The organism is Aeromonas fluvialis (assembly GCF_000819885.1).
GTDB lineage: Bacteria > Pseudomonadota > Gammaproteobacteria > Enterobacterales > Aeromonadaceae > Aeromonas > Aeromonas fluvialis.
Map to the genome: position 1 here is coordinate 1 of NZ_CDBO01000047.1, position 26540 is coordinate 26540.

25 protein-coding genes and 1 pseudogene are annotated in these 26540 nt (G+C 52.2%); 9 read left to right on the forward strand and 17 right to left on the reverse strand.

The genetic code is table 11. The features are described from left to right. Positions 1-13: 13 nt before the first annotated feature. From BN1125_RS09960 to BN1125_RS09985, 6 genes are all read right to left on the reverse strand, one after another. Positions 14-829, reverse strand: a complete 816-nt coding sequence (locus tag BN1125_RS09960; RefSeq protein WP_042012130.1) for a helix-turn-helix transcriptional regulator — start codon at positions 827-829, stop codon at positions 14-16. Positions 830-1113: 284 nt separating this feature from the next. Next, positions 1114-2355: a tyrosine-type recombinase/integrase gene (locus BN1125_RS09965; RefSeq protein ID WP_042012131.1), complete on the reverse strand. Its 1242-nt coding sequence runs from the start codon at positions 2353-2355 to the stop codon at positions 1114-1116. Between the two features lie 490 nt (positions 2356-2845). Further along, the gene (locus BN1125_RS09970) at positions 2846-3280 is read right to left on the reverse strand and encodes a DUF2787 family protein (RefSeq protein ID WP_042012132.1); all 435 of its coding nucleotides are present in this window, start codon (positions 3278-3280) and stop codon (positions 2846-2848) included. Then, on the reverse strand, positions 3277-3903 hold the full coding sequence (locus BN1125_RS18130; protein WP_052446126.1) for a hypothetical protein: 627 nt from the start codon (positions 3901-3903) through the stop codon (positions 3277-3279). Before BN1125_RS18130 ends, BN1125_RS09970 begins: the two co-directional genes overlap by 4 nt. A gap of 22 nt (positions 3904-3925) precedes the next feature. Continuing rightward, on the reverse strand, positions 3926-4228 hold the full coding sequence (locus BN1125_RS09980) for a YkvA family protein (RefSeq protein ID WP_052446128.1): 303 nt from the start codon (positions 4226-4228) through the stop codon (positions 3926-3928). Continuing rightward, entirely contained in the window at positions 4225-4785 is a 561-nt protein-coding gene (locus BN1125_RS09985; protein WP_042012133.1) for a hypothetical protein, read from the reverse strand. Before BN1125_RS09985 ends, BN1125_RS09980 begins: the two co-directional genes overlap by 4 nt. A gap of 656 nt (positions 4786-5441) precedes the next feature. Here BN1125_RS09985 and BN1125_RS09990 point away from each other — a divergent pair. The 8 genes from BN1125_RS09990 to BN1125_RS10030 all read left to right on the forward strand — a co-directional run bounded on the left by BN1125_RS09990 (position 5442) and on the right by BN1125_RS10030 (position 11863). After that, a complete protein-coding gene (locus BN1125_RS09990; protein WP_042012134.1) occupies positions 5442-5984 on the forward strand; it encodes a HEPN domain-containing protein in 543 nt (180 codons plus the stop codon). Positions 5985-6083: 99 nt separating this feature from the next. After that, entirely contained in the window at positions 6084-6821 is a 738-nt protein-coding gene (locus BN1125_RS09995; protein ID WP_042012135.1) for a hypothetical protein, read from the forward strand. 28 nt (positions 6822-6849) lie between these two features. Next, entirely contained in the window at positions 6850-7884 is a 1035-nt protein-coding gene (locus BN1125_RS10000; protein WP_042012136.1) for a hypothetical protein, read from the forward strand. Positions 7885-7967: 83 nt separating this feature from the next. Next, on the forward strand, positions 7968-8504 hold the full coding sequence (locus tag BN1125_RS10005; protein WP_042012137.1) for a hypothetical protein: 537 nt from the start codon (positions 7968-7970) through the stop codon (positions 8502-8504). A gap of 103 nt (positions 8505-8607) precedes the next feature. Further along, positions 8608-9489: a pPIWI-associating nuclease domain-containing protein gene (locus BN1125_RS10010; RefSeq protein ID WP_042012138.1), complete on the forward strand. Its 882-nt coding sequence runs from the start codon at positions 8608-8610 to the stop codon at positions 9487-9489. A 98-nt stretch (positions 9490-9587) separates the two neighbouring features. Next, entirely contained in the window at positions 9588-10388 is an 801-nt protein-coding gene (locus BN1125_RS19045) for a hypothetical protein (RefSeq protein WP_156993266.1), read from the forward strand. Between the two features lie 66 nt (positions 10389-10454). Further along, a complete protein-coding gene (locus BN1125_RS10025; RefSeq protein WP_042012141.1) occupies positions 10455-11354 on the forward strand; it encodes an SMEK domain-containing protein in 900 nt (299 codons plus the stop codon). A 74-nt stretch (positions 11355-11428) separates the two neighbouring features. Beyond that, positions 11429-11863 (forward strand): hypothetical protein, encoded by a 435-nt coding sequence (locus tag BN1125_RS10030; RefSeq protein WP_042012142.1) that lies wholly within the window; start codon positions 11429-11431, stop codon positions 11861-11863. Positions 11864-11911: 48 nt separating this feature from the next. On the opposite strand, the gene BN1125_RS10035 is transcribed toward BN1125_RS10030, so the two are convergent. From BN1125_RS10035 to BN1125_RS10060, 8 genes and pseudogenes are all read right to left on the reverse strand, one after another. Continuing rightward, positions 11912-13102 carry a Fic family protein gene (locus BN1125_RS10035; protein ID WP_244268490.1) on the reverse strand — a complete coding sequence of 397 codons (1191 nt, stop codon included), beginning with the start codon at positions 13100-13102 and terminating at the stop codon, positions 11912-11914. Between the two features lie 652 nt (positions 13103-13754). Beyond that, positions 13755-14606 carry an efflux RND transporter periplasmic adaptor subunit gene (locus BN1125_RS10040; RefSeq protein WP_208854233.1) on the reverse strand — a complete coding sequence of 284 codons (852 nt, stop codon included), beginning with the start codon at positions 14604-14606 and terminating at the stop codon, positions 13755-13757. A 39-nt stretch (positions 14607-14645) separates the two neighbouring features. After that, on the reverse strand, positions 14646-14852 hold the full coding sequence (locus BN1125_RS18570) for a DUF1656 domain-containing protein (protein ID WP_156993272.1): 207 nt from the start codon (positions 14850-14852) through the stop codon (positions 14646-14648). A 33-nt stretch (positions 14853-14885) separates the two neighbouring features. Further along, on the reverse strand, positions 14886-17015 hold the full coding sequence (locus BN1125_RS10045) for an FUSC family protein (protein WP_042012145.1): 2130 nt from the start codon (positions 17013-17015) through the stop codon (positions 14886-14888). Between the two features lie 244 nt (positions 17016-17259). Continuing rightward, positions 17260-17637, reverse strand: a pseudogene (locus BN1125_RS19050) (IS30 family transposase); the annotation flags it as partial. A gap of 33 nt (positions 17638-17670) precedes the next feature. Then, entirely contained in the window at positions 17671-19530 is a 1860-nt protein-coding gene (locus tag BN1125_RS10050; RefSeq protein ID WP_042012146.1) for a peptidase U32 family protein, read from the reverse strand. A gap of 97 nt (positions 19531-19627) precedes the next feature. After that, positions 19628-20236: a LysE family translocator gene (locus BN1125_RS10055; RefSeq protein ID WP_042012148.1), complete on the reverse strand. Its 609-nt coding sequence runs from the start codon at positions 20234-20236 to the stop codon at positions 19628-19630. A gap of 127 nt (positions 20237-20363) precedes the next feature. Next, positions 20364-21305: a LysR family transcriptional regulator gene (locus tag BN1125_RS10060; RefSeq protein ID WP_042012149.1), complete on the reverse strand. Its 942-nt coding sequence runs from the start codon at positions 21303-21305 to the stop codon at positions 20364-20366. Between the two features lie 226 nt (positions 21306-21531). Between BN1125_RS10060 and BN1125_RS10065 the strand changes: the two genes are divergently transcribed. Further along, positions 21532-22620: a ketoacyl-ACP synthase III gene (locus BN1125_RS10065; RefSeq protein ID WP_042012151.1), complete on the forward strand. Its 1089-nt coding sequence runs from the start codon at positions 21532-21534 to the stop codon at positions 22618-22620. 235 nt (positions 22621-22855) lie between these two features. Here the strand turns inward: BN1125_RS10065 and pnp are convergent, their stop codons facing one another. The 3 genes from pnp to truB all read right to left on the reverse strand — a co-directional run bounded on the left by pnp (position 22856) and on the right by truB (position 26540). Next, positions 22856-25000 carry a polyribonucleotide nucleotidyltransferase gene (pnp, locus tag BN1125_RS10070; protein WP_042012152.1) on the reverse strand — a complete coding sequence of 715 codons (2145 nt, stop codon included), beginning with the start codon at positions 24998-25000 and terminating at the stop codon, positions 22856-22858. Positions 25001-25168: 168 nt separating this feature from the next. Next, the gene (rpsO, locus tag BN1125_RS10075; protein ID WP_005298162.1) at positions 25169-25438 is read right to left on the reverse strand and encodes a 30S ribosomal protein S15; all 270 of its coding nucleotides are present in this window, start codon (positions 25436-25438) and stop codon (positions 25169-25171) included. A gap of 142 nt (positions 25439-25580) precedes the next feature. Beyond that, positions 25581-26540 carry a tRNA pseudouridine(55) synthase TruB gene (gene truB / locus BN1125_RS10080; protein ID WP_042012153.1) on the reverse strand — a complete coding sequence of 320 codons (960 nt, stop codon included), beginning with the start codon at positions 26538-26540 and terminating at the stop codon, positions 25581-25583.

The following is a 26540-nucleotide window of genomic DNA, read 5'->3' on the forward strand; positions in this document are numbered from 1 at the left end:
ATTCACTATGCCACTACACGGTGAGCTCAGGCATCCAAGACTTGATGACAGGCAGAATTTGGTTGGCATCGAGTACACGACTGCTCAATAACAGCGCACCGTCATCCAGGGTTTTGACAATCTCCTGCTCGGGCAGCAACGGGCGATGCTGAAAGTTGATGGCGATAGAGGCACTGGCTTTGAGTAGCACCTCAATCATGCCGGAGCGCCAGAGTGTCGGATCGGTATCGATTTGCCGCTGAATAAGCGCATCACGGGTGAAGGTCTGTTGCGATAACTCAACCAGTGCGATGTTGCTCAGCGGATAGGCTTGCAACCGCCCCTCGCTAACGCCGACCAAGTGCCAGGTGCCCTTGTAATTGACGAGCTGATAGGGGCTAAACAGTTGCTTGCGTTGGTCTTTGGTGATGAGCCAGCATTGCAGATGGTGAGTCAGCGCCTGTTCTAATACCGGTATCTGGTGAATGAGTGAGTCAGCTGATTGACCATCGAACCCCTTGATGGCGAAGAGACTTGGATTGCCTCTGTCCAGCAGCTGACCCAGACGATGTTCACTGGCGCGGGGGAACAGGTCGGTGATGCCCAACTGCTCGGCCAGCTTTCGCACCTTTCCGTCGTTCTTGTGATTGAGGAACCCAGGATCCAGCCAGTATTGCTGGCTGCGGTGCTCTATCGGTAAATAACTGAGGCGTTGATTGAAATCCCGCTGCAGGGTGCGCACGGTGACGTTGTACTCGGTTGCCAGATCACTCAGGTGTAGCTTCTCACCGCTGTAGAGGCGAGTGAGGAGCATACCGAGGCGCTGAGCAATCTTGTCGTGTTCGTGCATACCATCACAGAAGGGGAATAACCGTGTCGCGGATTATCCAAACAGGCCGCGACACGGCGTGACGAATTGGATGGCAGGCAGTTTTTCGCAAAACCCATCATCGGCGATGGGCTTTTGTCATCAGGTGAGGGGTTTTGTTATCAACCGGCGAGAAGCGGTTGAGAAGGCTCATAAGCCCCGACAGATTTTGTGTAGGGGTTTATCGGGAGGGTCGCTGAAAACAGATCATTGGGCTGCTAAACAGCGATATCGGTATCTCACCACTGGATGAGATACCGACATACCTAGCTGGCCTGAACCCACTCGCCCTCTTCGGGCTGTGGCAGCGGCTTGGATGGAACAGAGCTGGTCAGGGCATCATGGATGCAGTTGGCTATTTTCTGGCTGGTCTGCTGCATCCGGGTGTTATGCAGGTGAGCATAACGCAGTGATGTTTGACTGCTCCGGTGTCCGAGCTGGGATTGCACATCAAACAGGGTGCCGCCGTTGGAGACAATCAGTGCTGCGACCGAATGACGACAGGTGTGCAAGCAAACCCCCTCCTTATCTATACCGGCTCGCGCCAGCATCCGCTGAAAACCCTTGGTGGGATTCTGCAATGGCTGCCCTTGCCGCTTGCCGGGAAACAGGTAGGGATTTCCCTGTGTCACCGGTAAGTAGTTCAACAGTTCCACCGCCATATGGTTCAGGTGCAACACACGGCTATGGCCGTTCTTGGTGTGGGGAATGTATAGGGTCTTGTCCTCCTTGTTGTAGTGCTGCCATTTGGCCCTTGCCAGCTCGGCCCGGCGCAAGCCGGTGAGCAGCAACATCTTGACGTACTGACCGGTATAGAAACTCTCATGCTGATCGGCAGCCCGGAACAGGCGACGGATTTCATCGGGGGTGAAGTAGCGTTCGCGCCGATTGTTCTCTCGCAGCAATGACACCAAGGCGGCGGGATTGTCCTTGATCAGTCCGGCACGGGCTGCCCAGGTCATGATGGCCTTGAGCAAAGCTAGGACGCGATTGCAGGTGGCCGGAGTGAGGCGCTTGAGCAACATCTGTTGCATGTTCTGGATGCGGGTAACGGTGATCTCTTCCGGGATCAGGTTGCCGAAGATTGGCCGTAGGTGATTACGGAAGCGATGTTCATCCGTCTTCCAACTGCGATTTCTCGATTGCAGATAGGGCAGATAGTCTTCCTGAAACAAATTGCTCAGGGTCTTCTGGTTGCGCTTGTCCTCCTTGGCCTGTTGCGGGTCAACGCCTTCGGCGATCTTGCGTTTGTAGTCGAGCGCGAGCTTACGAGCCGCGCTGACATCCAATGTGGGATAGTGCCCGAGGGCAATCGCCCGCTTGCGCCCATGTATTTGATAGCGCAGCAGGAACTTGCGACGCCCCTCCCCTTTGCCAACCAGACAGCGCAGACCGGTCACATCGGTATCTGAATACTCCGCTTCGGTACTGCGAGCGTCATCGGGGTTAGGGGGCAGATCGGCAATCCGTCGATTGGTAAATTTAAATCGGGTGGGTGTTTCGTTCATGGTTCGCTCCTCAACATATGAGCTGATTAGACACGGCATAGGCCCCCTTCACAGTGGAAAGGAGGTCCAATCCCCGTCTCTGGCTTGGCGATCAAAATGGTCGTTGCTCATCGCGCCTTGGCCTGACTGGCCCGGCACGATGACAACGCGGGAAAGGTGAGTGAGCAGATGGCCGCCCCGGTCGCTACCCGGTCCGATCCCGTAAAAATGCTACCGAGCCCCGTGTCCGCCCCGCACGAACGGGGGGGAGCGGGGCTGGTTTTTCCCTTTGAGGGATTGAGCTTTTTCATCTCAACCCCGTGAATCCGCGAAATTTGCGGAAATAATGGGTGAGTTAATGAATAGGTCGGGTTGCCCCGCAATGTCACGGCGGGCCCCGTGTCCGCCCCGCACAAACGGGGAGAAACGGGGCGCGTTTTTCCCTTGGAGAGACAGGGTAAATCGACGCCAACCCCGTAACCCCGTGAAATTTGCGCAAGTAAGGGGGGAATTATCCAGTGGCTACCGTGATCGCATAGACACCCAGCGACAAGTAGGTGAGGAAATTGCCCTCCCATAATTCATAGAACTCACCCAACTCAGACAACGGCACCACATGCGCATAGGCAACCAGCCCTTCCTGGCTTGAGAAGTCAAAATCGACCTCCTTAGCCAATTCGGCATAGTCACCCATGCCGACATAGGAGAAGTCCGTCATATAGACCAAGGACCATAGATTTCCTCGGCGTTGCAGACGGATTTCCACCGGATGAAAGCCTCCACTCTCCGGGCCATAACCCGGATCACGGAAGTTCATCGTGACAGCACGGGCTTGGTGCCATGTGGGATGGTGCGTGTTCAGCAGGTCGGTCAGACATACGGCGAACCGGGGTGAAACCGGCAGGGGGAGCCCCTGCCAGTTCAGTGCTATGTCACGGTTGCTCATGGCTGGGTCTCCTGCCCGGCTACCGCGTCGCCGGTCTCGGATCCCGTGTCGGCCCCGGCCTGATCCATCTTGTCTGACAAACCGGCCTGGTCGTTGGCTGTTTCCAAAAACGGGGGCTCATTGCCTTTCTCGATGGTTTTCTCATCGGTCGTGTCATCTTGGCCCTTCTGCCCCTTGGCTTTTCCCTTGCGAGCCTGTTTATCCATATTGGCCAGTTCATCCAGCTGAGTTGACCAGTCGCTGAGCGAGAGACCGACCCGGTGGAACGGTGAGTTGGGCTCGGCGGCGGCCAACAATTTTTCAGCACGCAGGATGGCGGCGAGGAAACCGTGGTTATTGGCACTGCCTCGAACAAACAGCGCCTTGAGCGCTACCGATTTGAAGGGGGCATCCTTGAGAATGTCCAACAGTGCCAGGATGTCATCGAGCGATAACCAGTGCTTGCTGAACAGGCCACCCGTGTCGTTGGCAGTAATGCGAAGGGCGTAGCGACCTTCATCGTTCTTGCCCACGTCGTAGTGCAGCAAACCACTGGCCCGTGCGCTGATCTTTGGGGCCTTGGAGGATTTAATAACAGTCCAGACCGGAGCAGCCGACGCTGCCGGTTGTGTGGCTTTAGCCATGATGAAATTCCTTCTGAAGGGATTACTTGAAGAAGTCAGCCGCTTTGCTGCGATGACCTTGATGGATATGACTGCCTAACGAGGCAATGGCACCGCTGATGACACCCAGGTCATCGGTGAGCCCCACGCCGGGGATAAAGTCCGGTACGGCATCGACCGGACAGAGCAAATAGGCGAGTGCGCTGACCACGATGGTCTTGATCCACACAGGCGTCTGCTCGTCGGTCATCAACAGGTAGAGCAAGACGGCCTGCTCAACCAGCAGCTTCATGCCCTTGATGTGTTTGAGCTTGGCGAGTAGCGAGGAGCGGTTGATCTCGGTCATGCGGCCCACTCCCCATCCCACTCCCCATCCCAATCTGACGCCAGCGCCAGACTGACCACGCCATCGCAGATATCCAAGACCGGACCAGAGTTCCGGGCGGTGACGTTGAGCAACTTGAACACCGGATGGTCTTTATCGTGCAGCGCCACTTGTGTGCCCTCCAGAGCGATCCAGCGCTCCGGTAACGGCAACCAGTAAACGGCCTGCTCGGCGCTATCCGTGGTGAAGCTGCTGTCACCCATGTCCCAGATCTCTTCAAAGACACCGTTATCCAGGTCGTGAGTGGCCTGACCGGAAAAGCGGGCAATCGACAGCACCAACTGCCCTATCTGAGTCGAGGGCAGTTGGTGCAAGGTATAGGTATTGGTGTGACTGAAGATGGCAACCAATACCGGCAGACCGGTCATTGGCAACGATTCCGGTACATAACGACCGTGGATACGGATGGCTTTGACCAGTTGATGATGGCGCAGCAGTGCCCGCGACAGGGTATCCAGATAATCCTGTGTCGCGTTTTTACCTTCGCCAATGGCATCGAACAATGAAAGTTCAGACATGGATGTTCTCCTTGGATGTTCCCGGACCGGAATGGTCATGGGTTATCCAGGGATTCATATATGTTTGAGGATTGGGCTTTTACGGGAATGGGAGAGCAGGAAATCAGGATGACCAGCAATTGATAGCGGATGAGCGGTGATTTTGAAAAAGGCCATGCAGGGAAAGTGAGGGCTTCCCGCGTGTTGATGCTGTCCATCACCCTCTAATGCGGATTAGTTTGTTGATCTTGCTCAGAAAACTACAATTCCCCTCTTTTGTGTCATCTATCTGAAGCGCTAGGATAATCGTTTGGAACTGCCTCTCCTGAATCACCCATGAGCCAGGCTGGAGAAACGCCCTAGGTAAAAAACAGCAGACTGAAGGTTGTAATTCAGGGGCGGTAGCTTAGGCACAACTCGGGAGCCATGCGACCACGTTAGGAGGCAGCGATTATCCCAGTGGACTGACTTGTCAGCTGTTTTTTTTATACAGTGGTAGTGATAGCGCAAATATAGGGGGGCAAACGAATGCGTTTGAGCGTCAGAGGTAGACTGGTAATGCTATGATTTAATTTTGATTTTCGCTTGGCGGTGATGAAAATGGGGCGGAGTTATATGGAAGGCTCTGTTAACGGATTAGTACCGCCTTCCATCTAATCACTGTTAGAGATTACAAGATGTCCCTTGCCAAAACCGCATTCGAGCACGGAATAAAAGACGCCGAAGAACTCCTTGCTCACTTTGACGCCATGAACGCAAATCCTCCGCCACCAAACGCCGAAGTCTTGAAGCGCGCGGGGCTGGTCATGGCACTAACGGCATGGGAAACATACGTAGAAGACCGAGTAACAGAAGGTGTCCAAAAGCGCCTTGCTGCTGTCGCCGGTAGCTATGTCGGAAATTTCATCCTGAAAAAACTGCAGGTTGAGCTAAAGCAGTTCCACAACCCAACCTCGGACAAAACCAAAAAACTATTTGTCGACTATCTCGACATTGATGTAACCCAGGGTTGGAACTGGGCAAACCATGAGCCAGAAAAGGCCAAGGCAGCACTGAATCAATGGATTTCAAAGCGTGGCGATGCAGTGCATCGCTCCAAGCCATTGAGTAACGGCTCGCCTGCGGCTCACTTAATCAAGCGCGATGAGCTAGAAAAGGTAATTCGTTTCATCAAAGACCTAGTCAAAGCCACCGACGCGCACTTGGAGTGTAACCTCTAACAATGCGCTCAACTGTCGCTCACTCCGTTCGCTGGACTCGCAAAAGCTGCGCTTTTGCTCGCCCGTTAGCTTAATCGTTATGCACTAGGAGCAAAGCTCGTGCCGTATGAACCAACACTTAAAGGCAATCCTCAGCAACTAACCGTTGAGCAACACTTTCATACGGCCCACGCCATCAGCAAGTTCTATAATGAAGCAGAAAAGGTTCAGGTTAAATTCATCGCCACCCAAGAAGTAGTTGAGCGGCATAAGCGAGCCAAAATTTTTTGCACAAAAAGAACATGGGATGAAAGAGCTGAAAAAGGCTACATGGCAGCCATAGAAAAAGAATTCCATAATCAAATAGACAATATCAGCGACTACTCCTCCAGGTGCCACGAGTCGATTTCACGATACTTTTTATTGTGGCGCTTACGCTTCGCTTATCACACCAGCCCAAACCAGGATATTGTACTGAACGGCATTACCGGGTCTGGTATAGAAAAAGAGCAAGAAGAGATTCTAGAAAGCAAATGGGGCATGTTCACCCGCGAAAATGGAGTAGTCCCATCTCGCTTCAGTGCATCCTTACAAATACAGATAGAGCTAGATCGCGCTTGGGAAGCATATAGTAGCTTGAAATGGGGGCTGCTTGAGGCGAGTGATGGTGAGTTCTTAGTCGCTGATGGCTACGATGACCTTACGTTTATGCCCATAGCTCCTAATCTTGCATTTGCTGCTAGCGTTGAAGACCAAAAAATATCTAAAGGAAAGGTTTTCGAGCTTAATAATTGCTCGTTAGCCAAAGCAACCGAATATGTCTTTGCTCGGGATTTCTCGGCGTGTCCTATTGCATAATCACTGTTATACATCATAGAGGTATTGAGTGAGAACTCCGAATAAAAATTATGATGGAAAGCCAACAGCATATTTAGACCACAACATTCTTGATATATTTGTAAAAAATAGAGATTTGCCATTCGCATCTGAGTTGAGAGAGAAATATCAAATTATTTATTCAGATGAAACGCTCAAGGAAATCAAAAGAACAGGAGATAGTGGCTCAAAATTTCTTGAGGTTCTTGAATGCTTGGAGGCGATGCACCTTCGAATATTCATCACTGAGAGTTTTAAAATAACTGATAAAGCCATATTAAAAGAATCAAACCCGTTCGATGCATTTGAAGATTACTGCAAAAACATTGAGCCAGTTTATGAAGCGATGGAAAAAGCCACGGCACAATCATTGCTTAAATTCTATGGCGGCCGAGCAGGAAGCGACTTTGATGACATCAACAGAGAGCAAATAGATTCATTCAGTCACTTAATGAACTATATTTCAGACCAGGTTGACGAGATAAAAGATTTAGTTCCTGGGATAGAAGCCGCAGTCTCTGCCCATACAAAAGAAATGCAAAACAGCTTCAACGAGGCCCTTGCCCAATCAACAGCGGAGCTACGTAAACACATAGAAGATGAATTAAATTATTCTGGCGTTCAGACATACCGCAACCATATGAATATCGGGCCAGTGCAGCTGAATAACATTGAACCGCCAAGCGTAATAGAGCAAATATGGAGCGCCTATAAAACCCTTGATAGCTACAGGGAAAATAATTACTCAATAGAGCAGTTTTTAGGCATATCAAAAAACCCAATTTACAACAGAGAAATGCATTTGCACGAAAAGGTAACATCTGTATACAACGTATTAAATGTTATCGGCTACTACCCAGATTCCAAAATGAAGCATGACAGAAGATTCACTGCCGCAATGAGTGATGCAGGGCACGCCGCTATAGCTTCGTTTTCAGATTTTCTATTCTCTCGGGATTCCGCCTTCATACATAAAACTAGAGCTGCGTATGAATATCTCAACGTCAAAACCCAAGTCATCGAAGTAATCGTCAATGACGTATAACAACTAGTTTAAATCGTTCGCTTCGCTCACTGGGATAAAGCCTGCCCCTTAACCAAACGTTATGTAATTTCTGGGAGATTGTTGTGGAGTATAAAAACATTGACACTGAAATTGGCGAGCTAATGAAGCTGGCAACAGCAAAAAGCAAAGAAAACAAATATTCTGAAGCAGTCGAAATACTAAAAGTAGCGCTTTCAAAAATCTCTAAATCAGCATTACTTTATGGTCATGCAAGTTACACAAAAATAATTCCTTATTTTCAAAAGGCCGGGAGATATCAAGAGGCGGAAAAGTTCTGTATTGAGTACATAATTCCCGCAACTGCTGAGGCAATCAAAAACGGCATGTCGCAGCGCTGTAAACAAATACAGGATTTACATTCCCTTCAGCACAAATCAGCCATATATGAAAAATTGTTTCTAATCGCAAAGCGCGAACAAAACACCGACGACCAAAAACAGTTCGCCGCGAAAAAGCTAGAGATTGAGCAAGCCATTCTTACAGCTCGCCCGCTAGCTGAAGAACAAGAGAGACAAAAAGAAATAAAAGAAATGCAGTCAGTATTTGGGGCGAATACAAATTCGTGGCCCGAGGTAATTCGTAAAAAGCTCTCAGTTTAAATTACATAAAAATTGGTATAAACCGTTCGCTTCGCTTGCTGGGACGGGCTAAAGCCCGGCCCTTAACTAAACGTTATGCATTGAAATTAGATTGGAGGGCGCTATGCCTAGAAAAATGACCCCTTCACAGATTCGAAGTGCAATCCGTCAAGCCCAAAATAAGCAGAAGCAGGCCATAGACAAATATAACCGTGAAGTTCGTCAGCATAACCAGAAGGTGAAGCAGGCGATCAATAGCTACAACAATGAAGTGAGAACGTATAACGCGAGAGTACGGGCGAACAGACAAAAGATAGCCGCTGAACTGAGAAGGCTTCAGTCCTCCACAACTGTGCGATACCAAGTTGTTCAGACATCCGCAATAGCTCTGAATAGCTGCTATGAGCGACTAGATTCCGTCGAAGAGCGTCTAGAAAACTCAAGCTATGGTAGTGAATTCTTAGATCTATCCGAGCGAGAAAACGCAAATAGCTTGGCCCTTTCAATTGTTCTTGAGTCTGAAACAGAGGATTCGAATGTTGAGCCTTCGGATCTCTTGCGAACCGAGCTCGATGGAATGCTCCAAAAATTATCTCCGGACTTGAGCAACAGGTGGAAAGGAGCGCTATTTTCCTTGAGCCCTCAGAACCCTGATGCGGCTCGTCACTTCTGCACAAGCGCAAGGGAGGTATTCGTTCAGATTCTGGACATGAATGCTCCTGATGAAAAGGTTTTGGCGCTTAATCCCAACTGTGAGGTGACATCAGGTGGGCAGCCTACGAGAAAAGAGAAAATTCGCTATTTGCTAAGCCGTTGCGGGCTTCTGACCGCGGAAGCTGTTGATTTCGTTGACGAGGATGTTAAAAATGTTCTTGCATTATTTCGGGTTTTCAATGATGGCACTCATGGTTCGTCCGGTAAATTTGGGTTAAGCAAGCTGATGTCGATTAAGACAAGGGTCGAGGATGGCATAACATACCTGTTTTCTATCAGCCAAAATGCATAACAAAGCCATCAAATTCACCTGCGGCCGCTGGGATGCCAACCGCTGCGCGGTCGTCACCCGTGTGCTTTGCGTTATACGCTTTAATCAGGTTCAGAGTAATGAGTAAGAAAAAGAATAAACCTCTGCCCAGAGATGAATGGGTACAGTGTATTACAAGACCCAATGAAAATGGAGAAATCGAATTTACTTTTGATGAGTTTGGTGATCTTCATTGTATTTCAAATATGGAGCAAAACTCAGCATCACATAGCAGAAGCTATAAGGGACTTAATCGAGAGAAACAGCTGTCGCTCATGGATGGCGGTAATACGTTATCATTTTCTCAAGAAAAGTTTCTATGTGAAAATTATGATCGTATCTATTTTATTGACACTAACGACTCAAAGTTTCATGGGAAGAAAAGCTGTTGTACTGCTGTATATGAACTAAAAAAGCATAAAGAGGCTTTGTTAAACCCAAGTGGTATTGGTCGTGTATATATCGAATATTTAATTGGCTATTACCAAATTGAAGTTTCAGAATCAGTAGCTGGTGAAAAAATTGGTTGGCATCTATTCCTTGAGGCAACACGCAAGTTCTTCGAATCGTTTCCCGACGGTTCAAAAATACTTGTTGTCACTGATCACGACTTAGGTGAACACAAGAAAATTAACAGCCGTAAAAAACCTTACTATCTGGATTTTTATCTACCTAAAAATGTAGAGTTTGGGTATGCAAAGTCAGATAAAAATGGTTCATTCTTAGAGTTTGCAATGAAAAAAACAGACGAAATGTCAAACATAATCAAGGATGACTTTAAAAAACACGAGCAAAGTAAGCTGATCATTCAGTCTTTAAACTACGACAATAATTTCCGGGGCTTCGCAACTATAATGCCCAACAACACAAAAAGCGCATAACAAGTCATTCCAGGTGACGCCTACGGTGCACCTGAATGAGGCGTTATAAACCAGGCAGAATTTACCGTGATTGATGCACTCATCAGAAACCTGCAAGCAGATATCGCGCTGCTTCAAACCTACATTGTCCAACGCCAAAAGGCTGGCTTCCATGACATGGAGCGGATGCTTGAGGCATTATCCATTCATATGTTTCGTGCACTCAGTATTGGGGCGTTAGTGAACAAGAATCAGCTAATGGTTAATTTTCCCGCAATTGACTTGGCGGACGACAATAAAATGATTGCCGTTCAAGTTACGTCGAATGCGAGTCCGGCAAAGATCGACAAGACTATCAAAGCCTTCGAGACAAAAAACGACGCTGGCGTTAGCCTGAAAGATAGCTACTCAGCTCTTTATATATTCGGGTTCTGTAAGTCATCAAAACACCCCGTCCCAACCTACTGCAAAGTCATTGACCCGAGCTATTTTATTGGGGAACTTTGCGACAAGGCGGATGAAGATCAAATACAAAACATGCTAAACGCTGTGCGGCGGCATCAAGATTATTCATCATTACATCCTTGGAATGATAAGGACTCTCTTGAGATCATTCTTAATACCATTAATCGCAACGCAATCAAGCACATGATGTCATGTGAAGGCAATATAACCGACATGACCCAAGGACTCCGAGAAATATCCGAGTTGATTGCTAAGGGGGCCATCCGAGGAAAAGAACGGGCAAAGTCAATATCTGACTTCGATGATCAATCTATGATTAAATTTCTCCGAGATGTAATGGACGCCATCTCTGACATTCAAGCGATAGTGAACAAGTCAAAAGTTGGTCAGGGCGATTTCGTGGCGATTGATTACGACGGAATGATGAAGATTGATGAATTAAAAGTACAGATTTCTAAAAAATCTTCCGATATAGCCAAATTGAACCAGATCGACATCGAGATCAACCCAAAAGGTTTCTAACATGGCGCTCAACCTCGCTCCCTTTGGTCGCTTGCCCTTGCCGGTTAGCTCTACGTATGCACAAGGAGGGCTAGATGCAGTCGAGAATACCACTGCCTACCGACAATATTTTTAAGTTTTACGCACTCTTTGGACTGCTAATATTGTTTACAACGGGAATTATGTTTTTCGTCAGGCATGAGCAATACAATGCTATGGCTTTTGAAAGATACATACCAATAGAGACTTTGAAGGCGAAAAAATCGCTAACAGAAGATGAAAAGCTTGAACTGTTTATACTCGAAGAAAAGTCAAAAATCGCAATATCGAATAAGGATTTTGAGCTTGGTCTATATCTAACGGGATTTTTCTTTTTTGGTTGTGGTTTTACTGCGTATGGGTTCTATCATTGGCATACCAAAATTCAACCAAAGCAAGACAGACTTTTAGAATTACAAGTACAAAAAGCGGAGAATGAAGCAAAAGCATTCAACAAACAATTGCATCTGACTCGTTTCACTTGCCGCTGAATTGGGCGTTAGGCCCAATGGTAATCCCCCCGAAAAACAATGTGGGGATTACCGTGTAATCTTGATCTGATAACGGGTATTTCTACCGCCTCCAGGCATTTTTTCAAGGCAGCCTTTCTCTAACAAGTCGGTCAGATGGCGGGTCGCGGTGGCTTTACTGACCTTGGCCACCTTCTGATACTGGCTGGCGCTGATACCCTGCAAAAAGCCGGTCTCGCCGCCGTCCAGCATCCTGTTCAACACCTTGATCTGTTCGGCACTCAGCGGCTCGCCGCCGTGTTGCTGCCAGAAACGGCTCTTGGCCAAGGTGCGGGTGATCGCTTGTTGGGCCTGTTCCAACGTAGCATTGAGCGTATCTAAAAACCAGACAAGCCAAGCCGTGATATCCACTCCGCCTTTCTGGGTTTGTTCCAGCACACGATAGTAACCGGCTCGCTGTTCGAGGATCGCCACCGACATGGCATACAGGCGGATGCTCTGGCTGTCGGCCTGAGAGAGCGCCAGATCGGTGAGGGCACGGGTGATGCGACCATTACCATCATCAAACGGGTGCAGGGTGACAAACCACAGGTGGCAGATGGCCGCGCGCAGCAGTGGATCCTGTTTGGGGTCGTTCAGGCTGGCATTGAACCAGTCGATAAAGCAGGCGAGTGCCTGCTCCAGGCCCTGGCGTGGTGGGGCTTCGAAATGCACAGTGGGCCGATCCAGTCGCCCGGATACAACCTGCATCGGCTCTTCACCGCGTAGCTGACCTACCCGCACACGCTGTAATGACCAGTCGTCGGCAGGAAACAACCAGTGATGCCATTGCAACAAGCGCTCCAGCGTGAGCGGCTGATGTCGATTGTCTATGGCATCGAGCATCATGGCAGCCAAGCCTTCGGAGCGATCCGAGATGGGATAGGGCTGTTCTTCGGATACGCCGAGGCGACGGGCCAGCGATGAGCGCACCGATTGGGCATTGAGCCGTTCATCTTCAATGGCCGATGAGGCGAGGATATTCGCCAGCAGGGTATCGAGCGCCTGGGCTTGCTGCGCTTGCGTAGAGCCGTGAACGGAATGGGTGCCGAGGAGGATCCCCAGATTGCGTTGTGCCGTGCGTAGCCGTGGCTGCAGCGGTTCATCTTGCCAGCAAAAGTGTGGCCAGCCCTCATGTTGCCAGATCCAATCCTCAGCCATCAGCTTGCCCATCCCCTTATTGTTACAGGTCACGTCAAAGATGAGCCGAATCGAATGCATATTCGGCTCAGTATGTGAGCCAATTTGGATGCATATTTGGCTCACACTATGAGCCGATAATAACGGGGATTCGGCTCACGACACAACCAGTATCACATATGCGGCATCACACAAGAGTTGGCTGGGAGGGAAGGTGTTGTTCGTAGGAAGCGGAGGTCATTGCAGGGGAAGGGGGCGTGCGTATTTTGCTATCTGTTGTCAGATGAAGCAGCGGATCATGAGGCGGGGATTATTAATCCCGTGCTCGGTGAGCAACCTTGCCAGAGATTGACCAGAGGCGCATAACAAAAAGGCCTCGCATTGAAAGCGAAGCCTTGTAGAGTGTGCTGTCCAGAGCTGTGGTATGGAAACTGTCATGGGGATTTTCAATCCCCTGCTCTACCGACTGAGCTATCTGGGCAACGGCGCGCATTAAACCCTTTCTGGACTGGGGTGTCAACCTTACAACCCCAGTTTTTGGCCTGTTTTTGCATAGAGTGAATCAAGTGGCGAGATAGTGTGCAAATAGCCCCTGACTCAACACCGGGATCCGGTAGTCGGCAGGAGCTTCTATCGAGGATTTTTCCCTGGATGGAATTGGCTTATTCGCTGTCTCACAGATTCCGTGTCACCAGTAGGTGAGCAACTCCACTTTGTTATATCGTTGAGTGAATTACTTGTTTTGAGTGTTTGTCTGAATCAAAACTGAAGCTGTTGTACCAACTCGCAATACGATCTCGGGTGGAACCTGCTTCAGGTGAATACGCACCGGCAATCTCTGCGCCAGACGAATCCACTGAAAGCTGGGGTTAATCGTTGGCAGCAAATTATGCCCCATGCTGCCGTCGCTCTGGGCTATACCGTAGCCAATACTGTCGACCTCTCCTTCCAACGGGATATCCGGATAAGTCATCAGGGTAATCAGTGCACGGTCTTTGGGGCGGACATTGGCGATATCGGTCTCTTTGAAAAAACCATGGACCCAGAAGCTGTTTCTGTCGATCAGTGCCACAGCGGGACTATTAGCTACTGCCTGGGCTCCTTGTTGGAGATTGAGGTTGGTAATATAACCATCGCTAGGTGCCAGAATCTCGGTAAATGTCAGATTGAGTTGAGCCTGTTCCTCTAGTGCCAGAGCTTCTTCCTTCGCCGCCTTGGCGGAAGCATAAGTGTTTTCCAACTGCTCAAGATTCAACTTGGATAGGGCACCAGGATCACGTCTGAGTAACGCTCTGGCTCGATTGAGCTCCTGTTCCGCATTGGCGATGCTGGCGGATGCCTTAGCAACGCTAGCTCGAGCCTGATTAAGGGATGACAGGTAGGGGCGCGGATCGATGCGAAATAGTAGCTCGCCTCTTTTTACCTCCTGATTATCTTTGATCGGGAGCTCGGTGATCACCCCAGTCACCCTTGGAGTGATCTGGATAATCTGAGCACGAACCTGACCATCTCGAGTCCAAGGATTGACTAAGTAATTATGATAATTGGTGAAAATCAGCCACGCTGCCAGAGCTACGACGGCCAACGTAGTACACCATCGAATTATTCTAAGCATCTCTTCCTCTCATGATGGCCAAAAAAAATGTTCAAATACAGCTGTAAATATTATGCAAAAAGCAATAAATACTAATTGTGGATGAGCAAAAAAACGATTCAAACGTAACCGGTTAAGTAGTTGTGCGATGAGAACTGACAGCATCACCCCCAAAAAGGCGGCAGCCAACAAAGGGGGGAAGAAAATATCGGCCAATACCAACTCATGGGGTATCATCTGCACCTGAATCATCCTATTACTGTTTGCATGTTAAAAATGAACTGTTCTCATCAACTGCCAGTCAATCTGGCGTGTATTTTCAATATATTCGAGAAGAGAGTCGACCAGTAGGTGAAGCCCGCCCATCGCTAACCGGTTGCGTTGCGAATTTTCTTCCGAGAACTGGTGTGCTTGAAGATCCCATGAGTTATCGATGCTCGTACGCAACAAAATCAGAGTAGATATCGCTTCTTCAGCAACGCCGGGGCGATGAAATTGACTCAAACTCCTCAGCTGTGGTATGAGCTGTCGACAAATGTTGGCCACATCTGGATGGTTAGCCAATATTTGATGATAAGCGCTCTGGTTACGGCGTAATATACTGATGCGCCCCACCAAACTATAAAGTGACGAAATCTGTTTTTCCAGTGCTGGGCGTTCACATAAATAAGGCTTCGTTAGCATCGATACCATTTTTTCTAGCTCAACAATGTATTTTACCGGACTGTGATCGAGCCATATTTTTGACAAACGATAAAGCCATGTTTGTTGCCTATTGGGCAGAATGGCCTGAGTGATTTGCCAGACGATCATATTCCAAACGTATCGGAATCCACGCTGTATACGGGCCTCAACATAGTTGGAATGCAGCAGGTTACTGATGATGGGATACAGCGTGAATACCATGGCTAACATGATCAACATGTTAAATGACGGTAATGGATCATAGATAGGCACCCTATTTATGGCAGACCCCAGTACTAGCACACCACCCAACCCAAGTCCCAACTTGATAATGGCTTTAGCCGGTGAGTCAAAGAGCCAAAATATCAGAAAATAATCTATAAATAGCAAGATTGCCAGCTCATAAAACTCCGTCAATAGAGGCATAATGAAGATATATTGTAATAATGCCAAAAGCAGGCCAGAATAGAGAGGCACTATAAACTTTTTTGCCGGCAACATTGGAGTCGAAGTTAGCGCAATAGCGATGTTGGTGGTTAATAAGATAAACATGGCACCACTCGGCACTCTTACATAAACCCAAATCAGAAAACAGACCCAGAGTGTGACCGGAGCCACCAGAGAACTCATCGCTTTTTCCAGATCCAACCAAGCCTCGTGTTTACTCGATTGTGGCAGTGGTGCCTTCATACTACTTTTATTCATGAAGATGATCTCATAGCACTCGAGCATTTGGCTGCTGAGGTTATCGATCAATTCCAGTTGATGCGCAACTTCCAGACTAGCGCTCGCGGCGCGATGGTCACTGGCTAAAATAGATTTGTGAGAGATGATGGATGGTAGTTGATGGGGGGGAACTTCATCTATATCCCCATCCTGTAACGCAATCATATGCTGAAGACGGAAGTCAACGCGTTCCCACAAAGAGTCGAATGGCAGTTGATTACGATCATCCTCCTGAACTAAATCCAAGTGCCAACGAATCCTGCTCAACGCCTGTAATAACTCTTCTATCAGAAGCGGGAAGGCCTTCCAAGCTCGTTGTTCCTGTGGTGATAGCATAGTCTCCATACTCACTATCTCATAGGATTGGCGAAAATGTGCGATGAGGGGAAGTAAACGGCGGGGGGAGTTTTGCCCATCCTGTTCGGCGATAGGGATACCATCACGGGCATTGTGAGTGTTAGCCTGGAGTACTTCTCTTAGTTGCATCAAAAGAGTTTTAGCTGACGCACGCAACATGGGTTGTTGTTGTTCTGGCCAGAGAAAGATATCTACCAGGATGAACGATAGAACTCCAAGCATGGTTTCTTGCAAGCGAAACATAATGAGCGTGAAGTCGGTCACACCATTCATGCCGCCATACGTGATGATTATCATAGCAACACTGCCTGCTATCACATAGGCATAGGAATAGGGTGAAGTAGTACTCTTGTAAGTGAGAATAAGAAGAAATAGTGAAAGGGCTCCGATAAATGCCCAGCGTTCTTGTGGGAACAGTCCTGCCAATAGAATTGCGAGAAAAGCACCAAACAGGGTACCCAACAATCGTAAGCCACTTTTTTTCAATGAGGCACCATGTGTACCCTGATTAACCAGAAAGGCGGATATCATGGCCCAGACGGGCTTGTCCCAACCCAACGCCATCGCAATCCCTGTAGCCAGGACGATTGCCAGAGCAGCTTTGATGGCATTCTTGACCCTTCGATTCAACATCCTTTCTTCCGTATCACCTATGCTTATTATTTAGGTTTCATCATAGATGAAAATTGCAAAGTCAGTTTTCATAGAGAGAAATTTTTCTATAAAAAAGCCACTCATCATCTCATTTCATTGATGACACAGTCAATATATGCCTTGTTGAATTGTTGAATTGTTGAATTGTTGAATTGTTGAATTGTTGTATCGAAGCCGTCGTTACCGGTGGATTCAACATTGAAGTGCAACGCCCGTTCCAAAATCAGGCAGCCTTACACAACTCATCGAAGGTCACTTGAGACGACTTGAAACCAAGGCACTTTCTCGGCAGCAAGTTCAGCCGTCGCTCGAAGGCAGATACTAACATCCGTTCATGTTAGACAAACTCGCTGCCATTGTCGGCGGCCATCACATCAATCAGCCCCTTACGGGTCAATATATCGATGATTGTATCCACCGCTACGCAGACTGTCTTGTTGGCCACATAGCGAACCAGATAGAGCCGACTTTTCCGCTCCAGCAGACTGACCATGGTACCACGACCCTGTTTTCCTTGGACGGCATTGACCTCCCAATCTCCAACTCGGCTTCGCTCATCGACGATAGCCGGACGTTCATCTATCGACATTGGGTCGTGAATTCAGATAGTAAGTACAACCTATAGAGAGCACACCTAGCGTGTCAGGCTTCCCATCACATGCATTTCGCAGCGGTTGCAATCAAAGCGCAGGCGGAAGGTGTCTTTACCCATCTTGAGCTCCAGCGGCTCGGCCTTGAGACCGGGCACCTCGTTCGGACAGAGGTTCTGGCTATAGCGGATGCAATGCTTGGTGATCATCAGCACCACTTCCCGCTCCTCTTTGTTAGCCTCATAGGCGGGAGCAATGCGCTCCACCCCGTGCTCACGGAAGAACTGCTCGGCGGCACTGTTCAACACATTGCCAAGGTAGGAGAGACGGTGCTGGGGATAGCTGATATCCCGCAGTGCAATGCGCCGCTCGGGGCGCTGGTAGCTGGCCACGCGCGCAGCCTCCAGCACGGCGATGCCATCCCGGCGCAAGCCGTTGAGCTGTGATGCGGCGATGAATAGCGGCCTCGTTACTACCAACTCAATCTTGCGCGCCACAAACAGGGTATTGCCGAGCTTGCCAAGTTGATCCCGCGCCTGTTGCAGCGCCCGCTCCGGATTGTCGGCAGGCTGTTTGTCACAGGGAAGCGTCACCGCGGCGCTGATACCGTGCTCGTCGGTTAGCGTGAGGCACAAGCCCTCATCGCACTCTGCAAGCACCATATCGACCCGGATGCGGCGATCCGCGCTGGCCTTTTCCAACATCTTGCTGAACGCCTGATCGTGGTTGCGGTAGAGCTCGGTTCCCACCTTCAGCCCCGGCATGCGTTCTGACAGGAGTAACTGCTTACCTTCCACTTTATTGAGGCGCATCCCCACCAGCTCGTTGTTCGGCTTGAAGAAGCCCAAACCGTCGCCGTTGTTGAGGGTGACCTGCTTGCCGTCGATCTCGATGCCATCCTTAGTCACCCTGGTGACCCGCCCCAGCGGTTCGCCCACATATTTCGGGCTCTTGGTGGAGTCGATACCCTGATGACGTCCATGGAGGAAGTAGTCGGTGCTACCGCGGTTGAAGCTCTTCTTGGGGTCAGGCGTGAAGCTGTAGCTGCAACGGCCCGCCGAAGCGGCCACCAGATCGGAGCGACTATCGAGAATGGCGTCCAGCTTCTGGCGATACCAAGCGGTGACGTTTTTGACGTAGTCGAGCCCCTTAAGTCGCCCCTCGATCTTGAAGGAGCGGATCCCCGCCTCTATCAGCGCCTCCAGGTTGTCCGTCTGATCCATATCCTTAAGCGACAGCAGGTGGCTATCGGCCACCAGCACCTCACCATCCGGCTTTTGCAGCGAGCAAGGCAGGCGGCAAAGCTGGGCACACTCACCTCGGTTGGCGCTGCGGCCGGAGCGAGCATGACTGATGTTGCACTGGCCGCTGTAAGAGACACAGAGCGCGCCGTGGATAAAGAACTCCAGCTGCACATTGGTCGCCGCGCTGATCTCGCGGATCTGCGCCAGCGACAGTTCGCGCGCGAGCACCACCTGAGAGAAGCCCACATCCTGCAAAAACTTCACCTTCTCTGGAGTGCGGTTGTCGGTCTGAGTACTGGCATGGAGCGCGATGGGGGGAAGATCGAGTGCCAGCAGCCCCATATCCTGCACGATGAGCGCATCGGCACCGGCTTCGTAGATCTGGTGGGTCAGCCGCCGGGCTTGCTCCAGCTCGTGATCGTGCAGCAGGGTGTTGAAGGCAACAAAGACCTGGGCGCCGAAACGGTGGGCGTGACGTGCCAGCGCTTCGATATCCTCGATGGAGTTGCCCGCCGCACTGCGGGCGCCAAAGGCAGGCCCACCCATGTAGACGGCATCGGCACCATGGTTGATGGCTTCGATGCCGTAGGCGAGGTTTTTAGCCGGAGCCAACAGCTCCAACCGGTTGTTGTGGCTTAAGGGGTGCTTGTTCTGGTGCATGGTCTCGGGATCAGGGCGGACAGCAAATGGGCGCTACTCTAGCCCATTCACCACCCGCGTGCCTTGATCCCGCTTAAGGTATCCGCAAAATGCAGGATTAGATAACCACCTTGAGTGCCAGTCCAAGCAGCACCAAGCCGCTCACCTTATCGATCACAAAGGATTTGGCTTTAAGCCACGCCAGCACAGGCCCGCGCGAGAGCACCAGCGCCACCAGCACGTACCAGGCGGCATCGATCCCGCCCGCGGTGAGCATCATGATGCTCCCTTCGCGCCAGCCGGTATCGGCCCGCACAAACTGGCTGAACAGGGCGATGAAGAACACCGCCAGCTGGGGGTTAAGGAAGGCAACCATAAAACCTTCAAAGGCCCCCTGCCGACCGCGCAGCTGATGTAACTCTTCATTCCCTTCGTCACTGGCTGGTTTTGCCAGCAGGGCTTTCACCCCGAGCCAGGCAAGAAATGCTGCGCCGCCGTAGCGGATCAGATCAAACAGGATCGGGGTCTGGGTGATCAGGATGGAAAGACCCAGTGCGGTCACCAGCGCATAGATGCCGACTCCGAGACCATGACCGAGCGCAGTAGCGACGCCATGCCCCTGCCCGCCCTGCACCGTGTTGCGGATGATCAGTGCCAGACTCGGCCCCGGGCTGATGGCCCCCATCACGCAGATTGCGGCCAGTGCCAGCCAACTCGTCAGTTCCATGCTTTTCCTCTTTTGTGCTCGATATGATGACCTGCACTCAGGGTACGGGCTGACTCATTATGCCAGTAGTGAAAGTTATGAATAGAACCCATAACCCATGGCTATGGCACCACACAACCGACCGGGGCTAACCGCCGAGATCGAGCAGCTTGCGACTCTCGCCAACGGTGCGTTGCAGGTGATCCCGCAGGAAGGGGTAGGCGAGCTCGCGAAACCAGCGGTGGGCCGGATCCTGATGGTGGCGCTGATGCCACAGCAGATGATACTGCTGATCGCGGGTAGCAAAGGGCAGGTCGACAAAGGTGAGCTCATGGCCACAGGAAAGCTGCCAGGCGATATGGGCCGGGGTAGTCATCAGGCAATCGGTGCGCAGCAACACCTCCACTGCCGCCTGAAAGAAGGGAACTCTGGCAAACCAGCGCCGACTCAGTCCCTGCGGCGCCAATACCTGCTCCACCGGGCTGTCCTTGTCGCCACCGCCACTCACCTGCAGGTGAGGCCAGGCGAGATAGTCATCGAGACTCAGCGCCTTGCCAGCCAGCGGATGGTGACGTCCCATCAACACCGCCAGCCGATCTTCCCCCTGATGCAGACCGCGGATCTGCTCCGGTACCTGCTCGGTGATGGTGGAAACGAGATCCAGCTCTGACTGCCACAGCTGCGGCAGCTGACGCTTGTCCCACAGGCTGTACTCCAGCGCCGCCAACGGCGCCTCGTTGGCGAGCGCGGCACAGATATCAGGCAGGATATGCTGGGCCACATAATCAGAAGAGGCGAGCCGAAATACCCGCTCGCAGCGGCTCGGGTCAAACTTGGGCGCCTCGTAGAGCCGCTCCAGCGCACCGAGAGAATCCGCAAGCTGGGCGGCCAGCGCTTCGGCCCGTGGCGTCAGCAGCCAGCGTTGCCCCTCCCGCACCAGCAACTCGTCGTCAAACTCGCTGCGCAGTTGGGCAAGCTGCTTGCTGATGGAGGGTTGACTCAGGTGCAGCAGCTCGGCGGCGCGGCTGATATTGCGCATCTCCAGCAGCACCTTGAGGGTCGGCAACAAGTTGAGATTGGCTCTGAGCAAGGAGATACCCTCATCGGTGGCGAAACGCCTATCTTAGGGCAGAGGAGTCCCGCGTTTTAAGCAAAATTTCCTGCCTTGTTCAGCACATTGCAGCCCTTTGCGACCAGATGGCACAGCTGCTCCCCCTGCACATAACCATGACCACAAGATGACAGTGGTTGCCTCGTACGGCATAATTGCACGATTTTCCGCCCGCGTGCGATCCACTTTGAGAAGCGGTAACAAGATGAAATACGCCAATATCACCGGCTGGGGCAAATGCCTGCCTCCCTCCGTGCTGACCAACGACGACCTCAGCACCATCATGGATACGTCAGACGAGTGGATCTATCCGCGTACCGGCATCAAGGCCCGCCGGATCTCCCATGTCAGCACCTCGGATCTCGCCACTTTGGCCGGTCGCCGCGCGCTGGCTTGTGCCGGTCTGGAAGCCAGCGATCTCGATGGCATCATCCTGGCCACCGCCACCCCGGACAACCTGCTGCCAAGCGCTGCGTCTGCCGTGCAGAAGAAATTGGGCGCCGTCAACGCTGCAGTGTTTGACCTCAATGCGGCCTGCACCGGTTTCGTCTATGCCCTCTCCGTCGCCACCTCACTGGTGCAGACCGGCATGATGAAGAAGGTGCTAGTGATTGGCGCCGAACGCCTCACCTACCTGCTCGACTGGGCACGCCGCGATACCGCAGTGCTGTTTGGCGATGGTGCCGGTGCCGTGGTGATCGAGGCAAGCGAGCAGGAGTGTGGCCTGATCGCCAACAAGCTCGGCTGTGACAGCGAAGCGCGGGAGATCCTGCACGTACCGAACTTCGGTACCGATCGGGTGCGTTTTGCCGATATCGATGGGCTATTCACCTTTAATTTCGAAGGGCCGGAGATCTTCAAACGCGCCGTGCGCGGCATGGGTGAAGCCACCAGCACAGTGTTGGCACAAGCTGGTATTGCGCCGGAGCAGGTTGACCTGATCGTCCCCCATCAGGCCAATATCCGCATCATCGAGACCCTCGCCAAGCGGATGAACGCGCCGATGGAGAAGGTGATGGTCAACATCGAAAACTACGGCAACACCTCCGCCGCTACCGTGCCCATCGCCCTGTGCGAAGCGCTGGAACAGGGCCGCGTCAAGCCGAACTCCTATCTGCTGACCGCCGCCTTCGGGGCTGGGCTGACCTGGGGTGCCGCCATCATCAAATGGGGCAATCGCGTCACCCCCATCAAGGCGTGCGATGCCGAACTCCCCCCCTGCGACCAGAGCGCGCTGGAGCTCATCGCCCACGCCGTCGAAGGGTGCCAGAAGGCCCACGCCAACGAGGCCTGATCCTCATCAGGAGCCTGAGTCATCAGGCTCCTTGCACCCACCCCGTTTTTCTTCCCTCCCTCTTCGCAATACCTCTTTTTACCTAGCCTCTTGAGGTTACAGCAATGCCCCATCACATCCTCAGCAGAGGGCCTACTTCAAAGTGATGAATGTGAGCGCATAAAAAAGTCCGGCTCCCCAAGGGGGGCCGGACTTTTTACATCAACCGGAACCGATCCGGTATCAGGCGAGCAGATTACTCTGCAGCAGGTGCTTCTTCAGCAGCCGGCGCAACGTCAGCGGCAGATGCTGCTTCGGTCGGGGCGTTCGCTTCCTTGATGGAGAGACGTACGCGACCCTGACGGTCCACTTCCAGTACCTTAACCTTGACCACATCACCGATGGTCAGGTGGTCAGCCACGTTCTGCACGCGAGCGTCGGTGATCTGGGAGATGTGTACCAGACCATCTTTACCCGGCAGGATGTTGACGAAAGCGCCGAAGTCGGCCAGACGAACTACTTTACCTTCATAGATGCGGTTCACTTCGATCTCGGCAGTGATCGCTTCGATGCGACGGATCGCTTCCATGGCAGCTTCGTTGGCCACGGCGGAGATGCGTACGGTACCGTCATCATCCAGCTCGATATTGGTGCCGGTCTCTTCGGTCAGCGCACGGATCACGGAACCACCCTTGCCGATCACGTCCTTGATCTTCTCGGGATTGATCTTGATGGTGTGGATACGCGGGGCGAAATCGGAGATCTCGGCACGGGGTGCCTGGATAGCTTCGTCCATCACTTTCAGGATGTGCAGGCGAGCGCCACGAGCTTGCTTCAGAGCAATCTCCATGATCTCTTTGGTGATGCCTTCGATCTTGATGTCCATCTGCAGCGCAGTGATACCTTCGGTAGTACCGGCTACTTTGAAGTCCATGTCGCCCAGGTGATCTTCGTCACCCAGGATGTCGGACAGCACGACGAACCCTTCTTCTTCCTTCACCAAACCCATGGCGATACCGGCAACGGATGCCTTGATCGGCACACCGGCATCCATCAGCGCTAGGGAGGAACCACAGACTGAGGCCATGGAGGAGGAACCGTTGGATTCGGTGATTTCAGACACCACACGCACCACGTACGGGAACTCGGCAGCGCTCGGCATCACGGCAGCAACACCACGCTTGGCCAGGCGGCCGTGACCGATTTCACGACGCTTCGGGCTACCCATCATGCCGGTCTCACCGACGCAGTATGGCGGGAAGTTGTAGTGCAACATGAAGCGATCGGCGCGGTTGCCGGTCAGCTCGTCGATGTTCTGGGCGTCACGCTCGGTACCCAGAGTGGCAACCACGATGGCCTGAGTTTCACCACGGGTGAACAGGGCAGAACCGTGGGCACGGGGCAGAATGCCGGTACCAACGGAGAGGGCACGGATCATTTCCGGATCGCGACCATCGATACGCGGCTCGCCACGGACGACGCGACCACGAACGATGCGGCTCTCCAGGCTGTGGAACTCTTCGCCGATCTTCTTGGCGTCTACTTCCACGCCGGACGCGATCACTTGCTCAACCACACGGCCCTTGATGGCGGCGATGGCTTCGTAACGGACTGCTTTCTCGGTGATGCGGTAGGCTTCACCCAGATCGCTAGTGGCCAGCTCGGCAACTTTGGCTTTCAGCGGCTCGTTGACGGCAGGCGCAGTCCAGTCCCACGGCTTGGTGCCGACGGCAGCAGCAAACTCGTTGATCGCATTGATCACGGTCTGCATCTGGTCGTGACCGTATACCACGGCGCCCAGCATCACCTCTTCGGTGAGGATGGCTGCTTCGGACTCAACCATCAGTACCGCGTTTGCAGTACCGGCAACCACCAGATCCAGATCGCTCTGCGGCAGTTCAGTGGTGGTCGGGTTCAGCACATACTGACCGTTCATGTAACCCACGCGAGCAGCACCGATCGGGCCGCCAAACGGGATACCGGAGATGGCCAGTGCAGCAGAGGCACCGATCATGGCAACGATGTCGGGGGATACAGCCGGATTCACGGACATGACGGTCGCAACGACCTGAACCTCATTGAGGAAGCCTTCCGGGAACAGCGGACGAATAGGACGGTCGATCAGACGGGAGATCAGGGTCTCGCCTTCGCTCGGACGGCCTTCACGACGGAAGAAACCACCCGGGATACGACCAGCAGCATAGGTACGCTCCTGGTAGTTGACGGTCAGCGGGAAGAAATCACGGCCGTGATCGGCCTCTTTCTTGCCGACTACGGTCACAAATACGCAGGTATCGTCCATGCTGACCATAACGGCCGCAGTGGCTTGACGGGCCATCACACCGGTTTCCAGCGTGACGGTGTGTTGACCGTACTGGAATGACTTTACAATAGGATTCACGTGAATTTCCTTTTTACAATTTGGCTCTTTAAATTCGCGCACAATTATACTTGATTCGATGCAAAAGGTAAGCGGCGACGCGAATTCTGTGAGGCAGGCAACGGCTTGAAGAGCAATAAAAAAAGGGGAACCTGATGGTTCCCCTTTTTCGCGAAATCTGATGGTCGATTAACGACGCAGACCCAGCTTGGCGATCAGAGCAGCGTAACGCTGAACGTCTTTACGCTTCAGGTAGTCCAACAGCTTACGACGCTGGGAAACCATGCGCAGCAGACCGCGACGACCGTGGTGGTCCTTGGAGTGCTCTTTGAAGTGACCTTGCAGATGGTTGATCTGGGCAGTCAGCAGGGCAACTTGCACTTCGGGGGAGCCAGTGTCGTTGGCGCAACGAGCGTTGTCAGCAACGATTTGAGCTTTGATCTCAGCATTTAGAGACATGGTATTACTCCAGTAGAGTGTTTAAAGGTTCACAGCCAATCTCTAATTCAGCCGTGAAATGAGGGCGGTATCATAATCGTCCCAGCCCCTTTTCGCAACGATAAAGACGCGCGGCGGGCAAGAGAGCGATACCGCCTGAGGATTACTCCTCGTTGTTATCATCGTGATAACGTACCAGTCGCTTGGGCGCGACACGGCCATCATCATCAATCTCGCCAACCCCGATGAACTCGCGCTCCGGGCCGACCGTCATACGAACCTGACCGCTAACCGGCGCACCGGCTACCTGTACGGCCTGGCCCTGATTCACATAGGCAGCCACAATGGCCAGCATGTTCACCTCGGGCAGCGCCGCGACGGCGGTATCCATCGGCAGCAACAGCGGATCCAGCTGCTCGCGCGGCGGGATGCTCTCGGCCTTGGCCTGCTCGAAGATGCACTCGAGCTGCTCCAGAGTCAGCATCCGCTCGTACGGATAGCTGGCGACCTGGGTACGGCGCAACTGGGTGACGTGAGCGCCACAGCCCAGCACTTCACCCAGGTCATCCACCAGAGAGCGGATGTAGGTGCCCTTGCTGCAGTGCACTTCGAGGCGCACTTCATTCCCTTCAAAACTCAGCAGTTTGAGCTCGAATACGGTGATGGGACGGGCTTCGCGCTCGATCTCGATGCCCTCGCGGGCATATTCGTAGAGCGGGCGGCCATTGTGCTTCAGTGCCGAGTACATGGACGGCACCTGCATGATGGGGCCGCGGAACTGGTCCAGCGCCTCGATCAGGGTGCCCACAGCCACGTTCACCGGACGGGTGGAGACCACCTCGCCGTCGGAGTCGCTGGTGTTGGTGCGCTCGCCCAGCTTGGCAGTCACCTCATAGCGCTTGTCCGCATCCAGCAGATACTGGGAGAACTTGGTGGCCTCACCGAGACAGATCGGCAGCATGCCGGTCGCCAGCGGATCCAGCGCGCCAGTATGACCAGCCTTGGCGGCGTTGTAGATGCGTTTGACCTTCTGCAACACATCGTTGGAGGTCAGACCGGTCGGCTTGTCCAGCAGCAGAATGCCGTGCACATCACGGCCCTTGAAACGACGTCTTCGAGACAT